The following is a 13,340-nucleotide window of genomic DNA, read 5'->3' as shown; positions in this document are numbered from 1 at the left end:
ACCCGAAAACTGAACAAAAGAGGGCAGGCAGGTCGTCGCAGGCCGGCTGAGACCCCTTGCCGCACCGGATCGCGGCGCGCAAACGGGCGAAAGGGTGTCGCCTTCGCGCCTGCCCCTTTGCGCGGGGGCATGCGAGGGTGCCCCGTGACAGGAGGAACGACATGCTCGACGGGACCGACAAGAAGGGCGTCTGGAAGTCCGGCAAGGGCCGGGGCCGGGCCACGCCGAAGGGCCGCCAATACGACGACCTCGCGCTGGAAGAGTTGCGCGCGCTGCTCGGCGACCGGCCCCGCCGACGCGACCTGCTGATCGAGTTCCTGCACCTGATCCAGGACGCCCATGGCCATCTTTCCGCCCGCCACCTGCGCGCCCTGGCCGAGGAGATGCGCCTCAGCATGGCCGAGGTCTGGGAGGTGGCGACGTTCTATGCGCATTTCGATCCGCTCCGCGAGGACGACCCGGTTCCGCCCGACCTGACGATCCGCGTCTGCGACAGCCTCTCCTGCGAACTGGCGGGCTCCGAGGCGCTGATCGCCGCGCTGGAGGCGGGGACCGATCCGGCGAAGGTCCGCGTCCTGCGTGCGCCCTGCATGGGCCGTTGCGACACGGCGCCGGTCTGTGAGGTCGGGCATCGCCATGTCGACCGCGCCACGCCTGACCTCGTGTCCGAGGTCGTCGCCTCGGGCGACACCCATCCGCGCATGCCCGACTACGAGGGACTCGACGCCTATCGCGCGGGCGGCGGCTACGCGGTGCTGGCGAGGCTGCGCACCAGCGGAGACTGGGAGGCGGCGCAGGCGCAGGTGGCCGCCTCGGGGTTGCGGGGCCTGGGCGGCGCGGGCTTCCCATCGGGGCGCAAATGGGGCTTCGTACGGGCCAATCCGGGTCCGCGGCTGATGGCCGTCAACGGCGACGAGGGCGAGCCGGGGACCTTCAAGGACCGCTACTACCTCGAGCGGGTGCCGCACCTGTTCCTCGAAGGCATGCTGATCGCCGCCTGGGCCGTCGAGGCGGAGCGCGTCTACCTCTACATGCGCGACGAATATCCCGCCGTGCTGGAGATCCTGCGCCGAGAGATCGCCGCGCTGGAGGCGGCGGGCCTGATCGCCCCCGGCTTCGTCGAACTGCGCCGCGGCGCGGGCGCCTATATCTGCGGCGAGGAATCGGCGATGATCGAGTCGATCGAGGGCAAGCGCGGGCTGCCGCGCCACCGGCCGCCTTACGTCGCTCAGGTCGGGCTGTTCGGGCGCCCGACCCTCGTCCACAATGTCGAGACCTGCCATTGGATCGCCCGCGTCCTGCGCGAGGGGCCGGAGGTCCTGTCATCGGTGGAGCACAACGGCCGCAAGGGGTTGCGCAGCTACTCCGTGTCCGGCCGGGTGGCCGCGCCGGGGGTCTACCTGCTGCCCGCGGGCTCCACGATCACTGAGATCATCGCCGCCGCCGGGGGCATGGCGCCGGGCCATGCGTTCAAGGCCTACCAGCCGGGCGGGCCGTCCTCGGGGCTGCTGCCCGCGTCGCTGGACGACGTACCGCTCGACTTCGACACGCTGCAGCCGCATGGCAGCTTCATCGGCTCTGCCGCGGTGGTCGTGCTGTCGGATCGCGACAGCGCGCGGGACGCCGCGCTCAACATGCTGCGCTTCTTCGAGAGCGAGAGCTGCGGGCAATGCACGCCCTGCCGGGTCGGTTGCGAGAAGGCGGTGAAGCTGATGCAGGCCCCGGCCTGGGACGTGAGCCTGCTGGAGGAAATCTGCCAGGCGATGGCCGATGCCTCGATCTGCGGTCTGGGGCAGGCGGCGCCGAGCCCGATCCGCCTGGTGGCGAAGCATTTCCCGGAGGAGCTGACCTCGAAAGGGTAGACCCGTCGCGGAGCCGTGGCGGCCATCGAACCCGCCGCCGCAGATCTCCGACCTTCAGGCTCAGCCAAGCTCTGCCTGCTGGAAGCCGGGAAGGCACGTCCAGCAGTTCGCCGGGTCAGGCCCGCCGGAACGGGCGGAAGCGAAGACGGCAGAGACCAGGTCAGACACGTCCGAAGTCATTGGCCATAAAGTAGGGCGACGACCGAGCCGCCATCCTTGCCCGGCGCGGCCGCCCCCTTTGGGGGCCGACCCGCCCTGTGCCGCCGGGTGATGGGGCCCCGACGGCCGGGCGGGCCGGTCGTTGACGCCCGGCCCCGGTGCAAAGGACCTCGACGCCCTGCCACCTGACCGCAAAATGGTTAGCGAAAGGTTAACGCGGCGGACGACAAGGTTGATCGGGAAAGATCCCGCCGGGCTTCGCCCTCTCGGGATCTTTCAGATCCGTCCTGATTTGAGGACATCCTCCGACGCTTCGACGGCATAAGCCGCGGCGTCAGTTCCTGAACGCGCGGCAGGGGCATCCCGCGCGCGAGACGGCACGGCACACCTGTTCCGCCTCGGCGCGCGTGTCGGCACCGACCCGCAACATCAGGTAGATGCGGTCGCCGGGACCCCTGCGGCGCACAGGCACGTAGTCCAGCCGCTCCTCGGGCGCCGCGCTGCGGCAGGCGGGGCGCAGGCGGGTCCAGGCGGCGTGGGCAGCGCTGCGGGTGGTGCCGAAGGCGACCTGCGCGCCCCAGGGCGCGATTTGCGGCGGCGGAGGGGCGAGCGGCGTGACCCGCCGCTCGGCCGCCATCGCGATGCAGGCCTCGCGGAAGGGCATCTCGCCGTCGAGCGCATAGTCCACGTCCTCGGGCGGGCCGTCGCGCCAGGCCTCGGCGGAATGACCGGTGACGATGAGGACGTAGTCCCGCGTCTCGCGCGCCAGCCCGCCGGTCCCGGCGAGCCAGCCCTCGGCCCGCCGCTCGCCGCCGTTGTAGCCGATCGCCGCAAGCCCGAGGCTGCCGTAGCGCCGCGCCATCTCTCCCAGATACTCGGCGGAGCGGGCGACGGCCTCGGCCGGGTTGAACGGGTTCTTCAGCCTGCGCAGCCGCGCCGTGCTGTCGATGAACTGCGCGATGCCGCGGGCGCGCATCGGGCTGACGGCGTTCGAGTCGAACCGGCTCTCCTGCCAGAGAAGGCGGGCGAGGAAGCCGGGGGGCAGGTCATGCATCCTGGCCTCGGCCTCGATCTGAGTGCAGAGGTCCTGCGCGAAATGTTCCTCGGCGGTGCGGATGCAGTGCCGCGGCGCGTCGATGCCGTCGGAGCAGAAGCGCTCCGGAACGTCCTCGGCGGCGGCGGGCAGGGCGAGGGCGGTCAGAAAGAGAAGCATGCGCCACATGGCCGGACGGTCGGACGGGTCCACGCCGCTGTCAAGCCGCCCCCGCGCCGCGCCCGGCCTTTCCCCCGGCGCGGCGGGGCATTAGGTCACGGGGGAAAGGGGAAGCGCCATGTCGTTCTTCAAGAAGCTAAAGGACCGGCTGACGCGGTCCTCCTCGAAGCTGGAGCAGGGGCTCGACGCCATCGTCGAGGAGGGTGCGGAGACCTCCGCCGCGCCGGACCCGGCCCCCGCGCCGGACCCGGCCCCTGCGCCCGAACCCGCCCCGGTGCCGCCCCCGATGCCGGCGGTCGAACCCTCTCCCCCGCCGCGCATGCCCGCCGCGCCGCCCGCGCCGAAGACGGTCCCGCAGGAGGAGCGCGCGCCGGATCCCCGCCCGACCCCGCCGCCCGAGCCCGCGGCAGAGGCCGCGCGGCCCGGCCTGCTGGACCGCCTCATGGGCCGCAAGCCCGCCGTGGACGTCCCGCGCCGGGTGCTGGACGACGAGATGCTGGAGCAGCTCGAGGAGCTGCTGATCGCCTCGGACATGGGCGTGGACACCGCCCTGCGCGTCACCGCGAACCTGGCCGAGGGCCGCATGGGTCGCCGCCTGTCGGTGCCCGAGATCAAGAGCCTTCTCGCCTCCGAGATCGCCCGGATCATGGAGCCTGTCGCCCGCCCCATGCCGCTGACCGCGCAGCGCCCGCAGGTCGTGCTGGTGGTGGGCGTCAACGGCTCGGGCAAGACGACGACGATCGGCAAGCTCGCCTCGCAGTTCCGCGCGGCCGGGAAGTCGGTCGTCATCGCCGCGGGCGACACCTTCCGCGCCGCCGCGGTCGAGCAGCTTCAGGTCTGGGGCGAGCGGGCGGGCGTGCCGGTGATGACCGCGCCCGAAGGTTCCGACCCCGCCTCGCTTGCCTTCGACGCCATGACCCGCGCCGAGCGGGAGGGGGCGGACCTTCTGCTGATCGATACGGCCGGACGACTGCAGAACCGCTCCGACCTGATGGAGGAGCTGGCCAAGATCGTCCGCGTCATCCGCAAGAAGGACCCGACCGCGCCCCACAACACGCTGCTGGTGCTGGACGCCACGACCGGGCAGAACGCTCTGAACCAGGTGGAGGTCTTCCGGAAATTGTCGGACGTGTCGGGACTGGTGATGACCAAGCTGGACGGGACCGCCAAGGGTGGCGTGCTGGTGGCCCTGGCCGACCGCTTCGGGTTGCCGATCCATGCGATCGGGGTGGGCGAGCAGATCGACGACCTCGACGCCTTCGACCCCGAGGAGTTCGCCGCCGCGCTGGTGGGCGCCGATGGCTGAGCGAGGCTTCGTGGCGAGGGGGGCAGGCGGGCGCTGCCCGCCGCCGGTTTCGCCGACTCCCCCCGGGAAATTCCCGGAGGGAAGAAGCAGTTGGCCGATAGTCCTGATGATCGAGGGCCCGCGGTGATTGAGGATCTGCTGCGTCTGGGGGACGACCTGTTCCCGGTGGACGAGGCCGAGCGGGATGGGTTCCTGCGCGCCTCCGGCGCCTTGCCGCGCGACGCCTGCCCCGAGGGTTTCGCCGGACATTCCGCAATCTGGGCGCGGGACCGCGACCTGCTGGTGGGCCAGGCGGCGCTGGTCGTGCTGCGCGACGACCTGCTGCGCGCCCGGCTCAGCCCGCGCGGGCGGCCCGACCTCCCGGCGGCGATGATCGACGCGCTGGCCGTGCGGGCGGAATACCGCGAGACCGGCCTGGAGGAGCGGATGGTCCGGGCGCTGGTGCGCGGCTGGGCGGGGGAGGAGGAGGCGCTGGTCTATGTCGGCGCGGCCCATGCGCCGGTTTTGGCGTCAACCCTCGCGGCGACCGCCCCGGTCTTCGAGCTCCTCGCTTGAAGGTGGTATCTCGTCGCTCCGGCTATGGGTCCCCATGCGCTGCTCGATCCAGCGCAGGCAGACGATGACGACGACCACCAGGACCGTCGCCATCGCGGCGAGCGGGATCTGCCCCGCGCCGCAGGCGAGCCCGATGGCGCCCGCCAGCCACATCGACGCTCCGGTGGTGATGTTGCGGACCCTCCCTCCGGCAGTGAAGATGATTCCAGCGGCAAGGAACGCGACCCCCGCCGTCACCGCCTCGATCAGGCGCAGGGGGTCGACGCGCTTGTCCACGTCGGAGCCGAAGTCGACCGCGCCGAGCTGCTGTCCGACGACGATGAACAGGCAGGCCGCGAGCGAGACCAGCATATGCGTCCGCAGACCGGCGGGCTTGCCGCCGATCTCGCGCTCGAAGCCGACGATGCCGCCGAGCACCATCGCGGTAACGAGCCGTGTGCCGGAGATGACGGGCGAGACCTGCGGGAAGGTGCCGTTGAGTTCGTCGAGGATGGTCTGAAGCATGTTGCACGGTTTGCGGCGTTCTGGTCACAACGCGTCTTCCGCGGCGGGGTTCCCGTCTTGATCGACTGGGTCGCGGCCGTCGAGGGCACCGAGGCCGGCCACAGGCTGGCGATGACCCTGGCGCTGTCGGCCGCCCTGCTGCATGCCGTCTTCGGGGCGTTGCAGAAGGGGCGCTACGATCCGTGGACCTCGCGGACGGTGATCGATTCCGGCATCTTCGTGCTGTCGACGCCGATCGCGCTCTTCGCCGTGCCCTGGCCGCCGCTGGAGCTGTGGTGGGTGATGGCGGGCATGGTCGTCATCCACTTCGTCTACAAGGTGCTGATGGCGATGACCTATGTCCGGGGCGCCTATACGGTCGTCTACCCCGTGGTACGGGGGACGGGGCCGCTGTTCACGGTGCTGGGGGCGGGGGCGATCTTCGGCGAGCACTTCACCCGATTCCAGTGGCTGGGCGTCGGGCTGCTGGTCGCGGGGCTGTTCGGCCTGTCGATCTACAACATGGCCAAGGTGACGGTCGCGCGCGAGACGCTGGTGCCGGCGCTGGGGCTCGCCGTGCTGACCGGGCTGTCGGTTGCGGTCTACACGACCTGGGACGCCTACGGCATCCGGGCGGTCGAGAACCCCTTCACCTTCCTCGCGTGGTTCTTCTTTCTGACCTCCATCGACTTCCCGGTGATCGCCTGGGCGCGGGGCAGGTGGCGCCGGCCCGACCGGGGGATGGTCCGGCTGGGCCTGTTGGGCGCCCTGATCGCCTTCGGCTCCTTCGGCTGCGTGATGATGGCGACGCGGCTCGACGACGTGGGCGAGGCGGCGGTCCTGCGGGAGACTTCGACGGTCTTCGCCGCCCTGATCGGCTGGCTGTGGCTGAAGGAGAGCGTGGGGCCGCGGCGGATCTTGCTCATGTCCCTCATCGCGCTGGGCGCGGTGGTGGTGGAAATGGGCGGCTAGGGTCGCTATCTCCGCCCGGTGAGGAGACCGCCGATGTCAGACCGAACCGTCGCCCCCTGGCTCAAGTCCACGCTGGAACTGGGCCCCGTGCTGGGTTTTTTCGTCGCCTATCTGTGGCTCAAGGACGAGACATTCACCGTGGGCGGCGTCGCCTACGATGGCTTCATCGCGGTCACGGCGATCTTCATCCCGGTCATCCTCGCCTCCATGGCGGTGCTCTGGCGGCTGACGGGGAAGCTGTCGCCGATGCAGGTGCTGACCGCCGTGCTGGTGATCGTGTTCGGAGGCCTGACCGTCTGGCTCAACGACGAGCGGTTCCTGAAGGTCAAGCCGACGATCATCAACCTGATCCTCGGCGGCATCCTCTTCGCCGGGCTCTGGCGCGGCAAGTCGCTGCTGTCGATGGTCCTGTCGGAGGCGATCCCGATGGACCGGGCGGGCTGGATGATCCTGACGCGGCGGATGGCCTGGTTTTTCGTCGCCTCGGCCGCGGCAAACGAGCTGGTCTGGCGCACGCAGACGACCGAGTTCTGGGTGACCTTCGAGACCTTCGCGCTGCCCGGCGCGATGTTCGCCTTCTTCATCTCGCAGGCGGGGCTGATGAAGCGCCACGCGCTCGAGGACGACGCGACCTGAGGTCGGCGCTCCTCCTGCTACTGGCGCTGGCGGCGCCCGCGGCGGCGGAGGTCTGTCCGGTCCCGGAGGCGCCCCCGCCTGTCGTGGTGGAGGATGTGAAGGACCTGCCCGTGCATTACTGGTCCCACGAGACGTGATTCCGGATGGCGCTGGGCGACCACAACCCGCAGGGCCCGGCTGATATGATCCCGATCCTGACGGACACCGAGCGCTTCGCCGGGCTGCTTGCCGCCAACACGGCGCGGACCTGTAGGATGATCCGCGAGAAGATCGCGGAATGGTCGATACCGGAGGGGGAAGTAGGGGGAGTATCCTCCTCCTATCCCTTGGGCTTCGTCGGCTTGGTGTAGGGCTTGCCGCCCGCAGGCTTCGGCTTGGAGATGCCGCGGCCGCGCTGGCCGCCCTTGCGAAGCGAGACCGAGGTGTCGGCCCGCATCGCGGCCTTCCGTTCCGTCTTGGTCAGGCGCGGCGCCTCCGGGTCGCGGGTCCGCGCGCCGGGGGCGCTGCCCTCGGCCGTCGGTCCTTCGCTCCGGCGCGGCTTGTCTCCGAAAGGCTTGCCGCCTTCCGTGCGGCGCGGTCTGTCCCCGAAGGGCTTGCCGCTCTCGGACCGACGCGGCTTGTCCCCGAAGGGCTTGCCGCCTTCGCTCCTACGCGGCCTGTCTCCGACGGCCTTGTCCCCCTCGGCGCGGCGCGGTTTGTCCCCGAAGGGCTTCCCGCCCTCGGATCGCCTCGGCCGGTCCCCGAAGGGCTTCCCCTCTCGGCGCGACGCATTCTCGCCCTCGCGCCGAGGCCGCTCGCCCCTCGGCTTGTCGCCCCAAGGCTTGTCGCCCTCGGCGCGGCGCGGCTTGTCGCCGAAACGCTTGCCCTCGCGGTCGGGCCGGTCGTCGTCGCGCCTCGGCCGGTCTCCACGGGGTTTGTCGCCGAAGGGCTTTCCCTCGCGGCGCGGGCCGTCGCCCGCACGCGCCGGACGGTCTCCGCGCGGCTTGCCCTCGCCCCGGCGGGGCCGGTCGGCATCGTCCCGCCGACCGTGGCCGAGCGCCTCGCCGTCGTTGCGCGTGAATGGCGGCTTGGACGTGCGCGGCTTGTCCGGGCGGGCGCCCGCCTTGTCCGCGCGCGGAGCGGGGCCGGTCTTGCCCTTCGGGCCCCGGGGGGCCTTGCCGCCCGGCTTGCCGCGTCCGTGATCCATCAGCCTGTCTCCCTCGTGGCGCGGGGGCCTCGGGGCCTCCTCGCGCTTCGCCTCGGCGAATTCCCCGTCGAAGAGCTGGCCCAGCTGGTCGCGAAGCACCCGCGGCCTGACCTCCTCGACCTCTCCGGGCGCCAGCTTGCCCAGCTGGAACGGCCCATAGCTGACCCGGATCAGCCGGTTCACAACCAGCCCCACCGCCTCGGCGGCACGGCGCACCTCGCGGTTGCGGCCCTCGCGCAGGCCGACGGTCAGCCAGGCATTCGCGCCCTGCTGCCGGTCGAGCGCGACCTGCATCTCGCCGAAGCGCTCGCCGTCGACCTCGATCCCGTCGCGCAGGCGTTGCAGCGCGGCCTCGTCCGGCGTGCCGTTCACCCGCACCCGGTAGCGGCGCAGCCAGCCCGTCTCGGGCAGTTCCAGCCGCCGCTTCAGATCGCCGTCATTCGTCAGCAGCAACAGCCCCTCGGAGGTCAGGTCGAGCCGCCCGACGGACAGCACCCGGCCCAGCCGCTCGCGCAGGGCGTCGAAGACCGTCTTCCGGTCCTTTTCGTCGCGTTCGGTCGTCACCAGCCCGGCAGGCTTGTGGTAGAGCCAGAGCCGCGCGCCCTCGGCCTGCGGAAGGGGGGCGCCGTCCACCGTCACGCGGTCGCGGGGGCCGATGTTCAGGGCCGGGCTGTCGACCGGCTTGCCGTTCACCTGGACGCGCCCTTCCTCGATCATGCGCTCGGCATCGCGGCGCGAGGCGAGCCCGGCGCGGGCGATGACCTTGGCCAGTCTCTGGCCGTCTGGGCTGTCGGTTGTCATGGCGCGCTCCTATCCGAGGCGCGCGGCGGCGCCAAGCGGCTTGCGGGGCCGGGGCCGGCGGGGCAGGGAGGGCTCATGTTCCGCAGCTTCATGCCCCTCGCGCTGGAGGCCGCCCGCGCCGCCGGCCTGCGCGGCGAGGTGCCGGTCGGCGCCGTCGTCTCGCGCGGGGCCGACGTCGTGGCGGTCGAGGGCAACCGCATGCGGGAACTTGGCGACCCGACCGGGCATGCCGAGATGCTGGCGATCCGCGCCGCCTGCGCGGCGCTGGGCCTGGACCGGCTGACGGGCTGCGCGCTCTGGGTCACGCTGGAGCCCTGCGCGATGTGCGCGGGCGCTATCGCCCATGCCCGGCTCGACCGGCTGCATTTCGGCGCCGCCGATCCGAAGTCCGGCGGCGTGCTGCACGGGGCGCGGGTCTTCGCGCATCCACAGGCGCATCACCGGCCCGAGCTGCATGACGGCATCGACGCCGAGGCGTCGGCCGCCCTGCTGCGGGAGTTCTTTGCGGGCCGTCGATAGCATGGCGCGTCAGTCGCGCGGGACGCAGGTGCCGTTGGTGCTGACGACCGCGCCCTGCGGGCATTTGGCATCGGAGGAGGGCGGCACCGCCGCGCCGTCCACCGTGTCGACGTCGCCCGGGTCGAGGATGCCGTCGCTTTCCACCTCCTCGTAGAGGACGGTGACGTCGTCCTGGCTCTCGGCGTCCTGGTTAAAGTGCTGCACCGCCTCGGCGGTGGGGGAGTCCGGCGCGACGGCCTGGGTCAGCGCGGGACCGGTGCCGAAGCACAGAAGGGCGGTCATCAGGGGCAGAAGCGGTTTCATGTCGGGTCTCCGGATCTGGGGGTGCCCGACGGCGCGGGCGATCACCGGAGCAACGCCACCGGCGGCCGGGAGGGACCGCCGCTGCGGCCGGATGCCGCGTCAGCCGAAGCGCTCGGACCAGGAGGGCAGGAGGCCGCCGGGCGCCGCCGCGCGCACGCCCCACGCCACGGCGCGGGCGAGGCAGCAGGCCGCCGCGTGGCCCAGCCGCAGCCCGTCCCAGACCGGGTCCGGCAGGGGCCTGGCGCCGGTCGCAGCGGCGAAGATCAGGTCGCCGTCCATCGGCGTGTGGCTGGGCTGGATGGCGCGGGCCAGCCCGTCCTGCGCCGCCGTCGCCAGCCGCGTGGCCTGGGCCTGGGTCAGCAGCGCATCCGTCGCCACGATGGCGATGGTCGTCGCCTCGCGCGGGCCGGCGGTGCCGAAGGGCTCCCAGTCGGGGGGCATCCGGCCCGGCGCGTCGCCCAGCGACTCGCCCAGCGCCCAGGGTGCGGCGAAGAAGCGGCCTTCGTCGTCGCAGACCCGGCCCAGCGCGTTGACCGCGACCAGCGCACCGACGGTCACGCCATTGTCGAGGACGCAGGAGGCGGTGCCCAGCCCGCCCTTCAGCCCCATCACCGTCGCCCCGGTTCCGGCGCCATGACTGCCGCAGGCAACATCCTGCGAGGCCGCCGCATAGGCGGCCCGGCCGAGCGCGGCATAGGGGTTCGCCTCCCATGCCTTGTCGCCGCCGTTGAGCAGGTCGAACAGGATCGCGCCCGGCACGATCGGCACCCGCTGGTCGCCCACAGCAAAGCCGCGCCCCGCGGCGCGCAGCGCGTCGGCCACGCCCGAGGCCGCGTCCAGCCCGAAGGCCGAGCCGCCCGAGAGCACCAGCGCGTCCACCTCCTGCACGGTCTTGTCGGGGGCCAGAAGGTCCGTCTCCCGCGTGCCCGGCGCTCCGCCCATCACGTTGACACCAGCCACGAAGGGCGCGTCGCCCAGCAGCACCGTCGCCCCCGAGACCAGCCGCGGGTCCGAGGCGGAGCCGACGCGCAGGCCCGCGACATCCGTGATCGCATTGCGCGGCCCCGGTCTCATGCCCGCGTCACCTGGCCGACATAGCGCCCGATCCGGCGCATCCGGGCATCCGCTTCGAACCGACCGCTCACCAGCGCCCCCGGCAGCACCAGAACCAGCGTCTCGTCCCCCGCCTCGGCGGCCAGCCACCCGGCGGTGTCGGCGTCGAAATAGCCGCGCAGACGGGCGGCGTGGGGCGGCCGGATCACCTCGACATGGTCGAGATCGGGCGAGAGCCCCGACCGCTGCGCCGCGTCGAGCAGATGCGCGAAGGCCAGCTGCTGGCTGGCGAAGCGGCCCGCGAGGACCTCGATCTCGGCCTCCAGCCTCATGGCCGGGGGCATCCGCGGTCGACCGCGGATCGGTCGCGGGTCGACCCGCGGCCGCCCGCCCGGCCCTGCAGCGCGCGCCTCATATGCAGCGCCCGCCATCGACCTCCAGCCCGACACCGGTGATCATCGAGGCGTCGTCGGAACACAGGAAGCAGGCCGCCGCGCCCAGGTCCCGCGGCGTCGAGAATCGGCCCAGCGGGATCGTGGCGAGGAACTTCGCCCGCATCTCCGGCGTGTCCTCGCCCATGAAACTGGCCAATAGCGGCGTCTCGCCCGCCACCGGGTTGAGGCAGTTGACCCGCACACCCATGGGCGCAAGCTCCACCGCCATGGCCTTGGTCGCCGTGATCATCCAGCCCTTCGAGGCGTTGTACCAGTTGAGCCGGGGCCGGGGCGACACGCCCGCCGTCGAGGCCACGTTCAGGATCGCACCGCGCCCGGCTTCCTTCATCACCGGCACGACATGGCGGGCCGAGTGATAGACCGACTTGGCGTTGACGGCGAGGACGCGGTCGAACTCCTCCTCCGGCACGTCCTCCATCGGCATGGGCAGGTGGGTGATGCCGGCATTGTTCACGAGGATGTCGATGCGGCCCCATTCCTCCAGCGCCCGATGGGTGACGGCCGCCCAGTCCAGGTCCTTCGACACGTCCATCCGGGCCGCGATGCCGCCCACGGCGCTCGCCACCTCGCCCGCGCCGTCCGCGTTCAGGTCGGCGACCAGCACCTTCGCGCCTTCGCCCGCGAAGCGTTCCACGATTCCGCGGCCGAAGCCCGAAGCCCCCCCGGTCACGATGGCCGTCTTGTCCGTCAGTCGCATGTCCGTCCTCCTGCGCGGCAGATTGCCCGTCCCGCGCAGGGGCCGCCAGCCCGATCTTTCCGGCGCGGCCCGTGCTAGGGTGCGAGTCGCAGGAAGCCCCGGGAGGTTGGACATGGACCTGAAGCAGATCGCGGCGGAACTGGTCGCCGGATGCCGCGAGGGGCGGGAGAGGGAGAATCTCGACCGGCTCTACGCGCCCGACGCGGTCAGCGTCGAAGCCGTCGACTTCGGCAACGGGCGCGAGGTGCGCGGGCTCGACGGCATCAAGGCCAAGCATGACTGGTGGGAGAGCAGCTTCGAGGTGGTGGAGGCCGAGGTCTCGGACCCTTACCCGCACGGCGACGACCGCTTCGCCGTGACCTTCGACGTGACCACGCGCAGCAAGGAAACCGGGAACGAGACCCGCATGCGCGAGGTCGCCGTCTACCACGTCGCCGCCGGCAGGATCGTCCGGGAGGAGTTCTTCTACGGCGCGGGCTGAGCCTGATCTTCCGCCCCGTCGGCGCGGAAGACGGAAAGGCAGGCCTCGGGCAGGGGCTTCTTCGTCGTGAAGTCGGCCTCCATCAGGCAGATCACCGCGTCGGAAGTGGCGCAGAGCATGCCGTCGCGCCAGACGCCGTATTCCATCGTGAAGGAGGTCCGCCGGTAGGCCCGCACCCGGCCCGCGACGACGTAGACGTCCTCCAGATGCAGGGGCGCCCTGTAATCGACCGATACACCCTTGAGGACGAAGACGGGCCGTGCCCCCGGACTTTCGTAGTCGCCGACCCGGAAGTGGCGGAAATAGCCGATGCGGAAGGTCTCGAACCAGGTGAGATAGACGGCATTGTTGACATGATCGAGCACGTCGAGCTCGCGGAACCGCACGCGGTCCGCCTGGCCCAGACGGAAGGGCTCCGGCACGCCGGCGCGGCGCAGATCTTCCCCGGTCAGGGGGGTCAGCAGGGGGAGGGACATGGAGGCTCCGAACCTGAACGTCGCCTCGCAAGGCATTGGAAGTGTTGGAGCGGGTAACGGGAATCGAACCCGTAACTTAAGCTTGGGAAGCTCGCGTGATACCTTTTCACCATACCCGCGCAGGCACTCGGCCCGAGCCCACGAGATACGATCCCCCGGCGCGATCCGCAAGGGGCTGCGAAC

General features: G+C 71.6%; 16 protein-coding genes and 1 tRNA gene. 8 read left to right on the top strand and 9 right to left on the bottom strand.

What is annotated here, in order from left to right; all coding sequences use genetic code 11:
• Window positions 1-161: 161 nt before the first annotated feature.
• Window positions 162-1,862, top strand: a complete 1,701-nt coding sequence (locus DR046_RS09205) for an NAD(P)H-dependent oxidoreductase subunit E (protein WP_115382081.1) — start codon at window positions 162-164, stop codon at window positions 1,860-1,862.
• Between the two features lie 493 nt (window positions 1,863-2,355).
• On the opposite strand, the gene DR046_RS09200 is transcribed toward DR046_RS09205, so the two are convergent.
• Window positions 2,356-3,243: a lytic transglycosylase domain-containing protein gene (locus DR046_RS09200; RefSeq protein WP_167767022.1), complete on the bottom strand. Its 888-nt coding sequence runs from the start codon at window positions 3,241-3,243 to the stop codon at window positions 2,356-2,358.
• A gap of 109 nt (window positions 3,244-3,352) precedes the next feature.
• Between DR046_RS09200 and ftsY the strand changes: the two genes are divergently transcribed.
• Complete coding sequence (gene ftsY, locus DR046_RS09195) at window positions 3,353-4,540, top strand: signal recognition particle-docking protein FtsY (protein ID WP_115382080.1); 1,188 nt, start codon at window positions 3,353-3,355, stop codon at window positions 4,538-4,540.
• 123 nt (window positions 4,541-4,663) lie between these two features.
• The gene (locus DR046_RS09190; protein WP_115382079.1) at window positions 4,664-5,095 is read left to right on the top strand and encodes a hypothetical protein; all 432 of its coding nucleotides are present in this window, start codon (window positions 4,664-4,666) and stop codon (window positions 5,093-5,095) included.
• Here the strand turns inward: DR046_RS09190 and DR046_RS09185 are convergent.
• Window positions 5,051-5,599, bottom strand: a complete 549-nt coding sequence (locus DR046_RS09185; RefSeq protein ID WP_115382078.1) for an MgtC/SapB family protein — start codon at window positions 5,597-5,599, stop codon at window positions 5,051-5,053. The genes DR046_RS09190 and DR046_RS09185 overlap by 45 nt on opposite strands.
• Before the next feature lie 57 nt (window positions 5,600-5,656).
• On the opposite strand from DR046_RS09185, the gene DR046_RS09180 reads away from it, so the two are divergent.
• From DR046_RS09180 to DR046_RS09170, 3 genes are all read left to right on the top strand, one after another.
• Complete coding sequence (locus DR046_RS09180; RefSeq protein WP_115382077.1) at window positions 5,657-6,550, top strand: EamA family transporter; 894 nt, start codon at window positions 5,657-5,659, stop codon at window positions 6,548-6,550.
• A gap of 33 nt (window positions 6,551-6,583) precedes the next feature.
• Window positions 6,584-7,186 (top strand): inner membrane-spanning protein YciB, encoded by a 603-nt coding sequence (locus DR046_RS09175; RefSeq protein ID WP_115382076.1) that lies wholly within the window; start codon window positions 6,584-6,586, stop codon window positions 7,184-7,186.
• A gap of 143 nt (window positions 7,187-7,329) precedes the next feature.
• Window positions 7,330-7,536, top strand: a complete 207-nt coding sequence (locus DR046_RS09170) for a hypothetical protein (RefSeq protein ID WP_115382075.1) — start codon at window positions 7,330-7,332, stop codon at window positions 7,534-7,536.
• Here DR046_RS09170 and DR046_RS09165 read toward each other — a convergent pair.
• Window positions 7,506-9,173 (bottom strand): pseudouridine synthase, encoded by a 1,668-nt coding sequence (locus DR046_RS09165; protein WP_115382074.1) that lies wholly within the window; start codon window positions 9,171-9,173, stop codon window positions 7,506-7,508. The two genes, DR046_RS09170 and DR046_RS09165, sit on opposite strands and share 31 nt — an antisense overlap.
• A 75-nt stretch (window positions 9,174-9,248) precedes the next feature.
• Here DR046_RS09165 and DR046_RS09160 point away from each other — a divergent pair, with 75 nt between their 5' ends.
• Window positions 9,249-9,692: a nucleoside deaminase gene (locus DR046_RS09160; RefSeq protein ID WP_115382073.1), complete on the top strand. Its 444-nt coding sequence runs from the start codon at window positions 9,249-9,251 to the stop codon at window positions 9,690-9,692.
• Window positions 9,693-9,701: 9 nt separating this feature from the next.
• Here the strand turns inward: DR046_RS09160 and DR046_RS09155 are convergent, their stop codons facing one another.
• The 4 genes from DR046_RS09155 to DR046_RS09140 all read right to left on the bottom strand — a co-directional run bounded on the left by DR046_RS09155 (window position 9,702) and on the right by DR046_RS09140 (window position 12,200).
• On the bottom strand, window positions 9,702-9,995 hold the full coding sequence (locus DR046_RS09155; protein WP_115382072.1) for a hypothetical protein: 294 nt from the start codon (window positions 9,993-9,995) through the stop codon (window positions 9,702-9,704).
• Between the two features lie 99 nt (window positions 9,996-10,094).
• Entirely contained in the window at window positions 10,095-11,069 is a 975-nt protein-coding gene (locus DR046_RS09150; protein ID WP_115382071.1) for a P1 family peptidase, read from the bottom strand.
• Window positions 11,066-11,380, bottom strand: coding sequence for a hypothetical protein (locus tag DR046_RS09145; RefSeq protein ID WP_115382070.1), 315 nt, complete (start codon window positions 11,378-11,380; stop codon window positions 11,066-11,068). Before DR046_RS09145 ends, DR046_RS09150 begins: the two co-directional genes overlap by 4 nt.
• A 79-nt stretch (window positions 11,381-11,459) precedes the next feature.
• Window positions 11,460-12,200, bottom strand: a complete 741-nt coding sequence (locus tag DR046_RS09140; RefSeq protein WP_115382069.1) for an SDR family oxidoreductase — start codon at window positions 12,198-12,200, stop codon at window positions 11,460-11,462.
• Between the two features lie 112 nt (window positions 12,201-12,312).
• Here DR046_RS09140 and DR046_RS09135 point away from each other — a divergent pair, with 112 nt between their 5' ends.
• Window positions 12,313-12,681, top strand: coding sequence for a nuclear transport factor 2 family protein (locus DR046_RS09135; RefSeq protein WP_115382068.1), 369 nt, complete (start codon window positions 12,313-12,315; stop codon window positions 12,679-12,681).
• Here DR046_RS09135 and DR046_RS09130 read toward each other — a convergent pair.
• Window positions 12,666-13,157, bottom strand: a complete 492-nt coding sequence (locus DR046_RS09130; protein WP_167767020.1) for an acyl-CoA thioesterase — start codon at window positions 13,155-13,157, stop codon at window positions 12,666-12,668. The genes DR046_RS09135 and DR046_RS09130 overlap by 16 nt on opposite strands.
• A 45-nt stretch (window positions 13,158-13,202) precedes the next feature.
• Window positions 13,203-13,276 (bottom strand) — tRNA-Gly (locus DR046_RS09125).
• Window positions 13,277-13,340 lie beyond the last annotated feature (64 nt).

It is taken from the genome of Jannaschia formosa, from assembly GCF_003340555.1.
GTDB classification, from domain to species: Bacteria; Pseudomonadota; Alphaproteobacteria; order Rhodobacterales; family Rhodobacteraceae; genus Jannaschia; species Jannaschia formosa.
This window is presented reverse-complemented; position numbering and strand designations above follow the sequence as displayed.

Coding starts and splice junctions, on each gene's coding strand:
- DR046_RS09165 (WP_115382074.1), bottom strand. CDS start 9,173: ATGACAACCGACAGCCCAGACGGCCAGAGACTGGCCAAGGTCATCGCC.
- DR046_RS09145 (WP_115382070.1), bottom strand. CDS start 11,380: ATGAGGCTGGAGGCCGAGATCGAGGTCCTCGCGGGCCGCTTCGCCAGC.
- DR046_RS09140 (WP_115382069.1), bottom strand. CDS start 12,200: ATGCGACTGACGGACAAGACGGCCATCGTGACCGGGGGGGCTTCGGGC.
- DR046_RS09155 (WP_115382072.1), bottom strand. CDS start 9,995: ATGAAACCGCTTCTGCCCCTGATGACCGCCCTTCTGTGCTTCGGCACC.
- ftsY (WP_115382080.1), top strand. CDS start 3,353: ATGTCGTTCTTCAAGAAGCTAAAGGACCGGCTGACGCGGTCCTCCTCG.
- DR046_RS09150 (WP_115382071.1), bottom strand. CDS start 11,069: ATGAGACCGGGGCCGCGCAATGCGATCACGGATGTCGCGGGCCTGCGC.
- DR046_RS09160 (WP_115382073.1), top strand. CDS start 9,249: ATGTTCCGCAGCTTCATGCCCCTCGCGCTGGAGGCCGCCCGCGCCGCC.
- DR046_RS09130 (WP_167767020.1), bottom strand. CDS start 13,157: ATGTCCCTCCCCCTGCTGACCCCCCTGACCGGGGAAGATCTGCGCCGC.
- DR046_RS09135 (WP_115382068.1), top strand. CDS start 12,313: ATGGACCTGAAGCAGATCGCGGCGGAACTGGTCGCCGGATGCCGCGAG.
- DR046_RS09200 (WP_167767022.1), bottom strand. CDS start 3,243: ATGTGGCGCATGCTTCTCTTTCTGACCGCCCTCGCCCTGCCCGCCGCC.
- DR046_RS09170 (WP_115382075.1), top strand. CDS start 7,330: ATGGCGCTGGGCGACCACAACCCGCAGGGCCCGGCTGATATGATCCCG.
- DR046_RS09205 (WP_115382081.1), top strand. CDS start 162: ATGCTCGACGGGACCGACAAGAAGGGCGTCTGGAAGTCCGGCAAGGGC.
- DR046_RS09185 (WP_115382078.1), bottom strand. CDS start 5,599: ATGCTTCAGACCATCCTCGACGAACTCAACGGCACCTTCCCGCAGGTC.
- DR046_RS09175 (WP_115382076.1), top strand. CDS start 6,584: ATGTCAGACCGAACCGTCGCCCCCTGGCTCAAGTCCACGCTGGAACTG.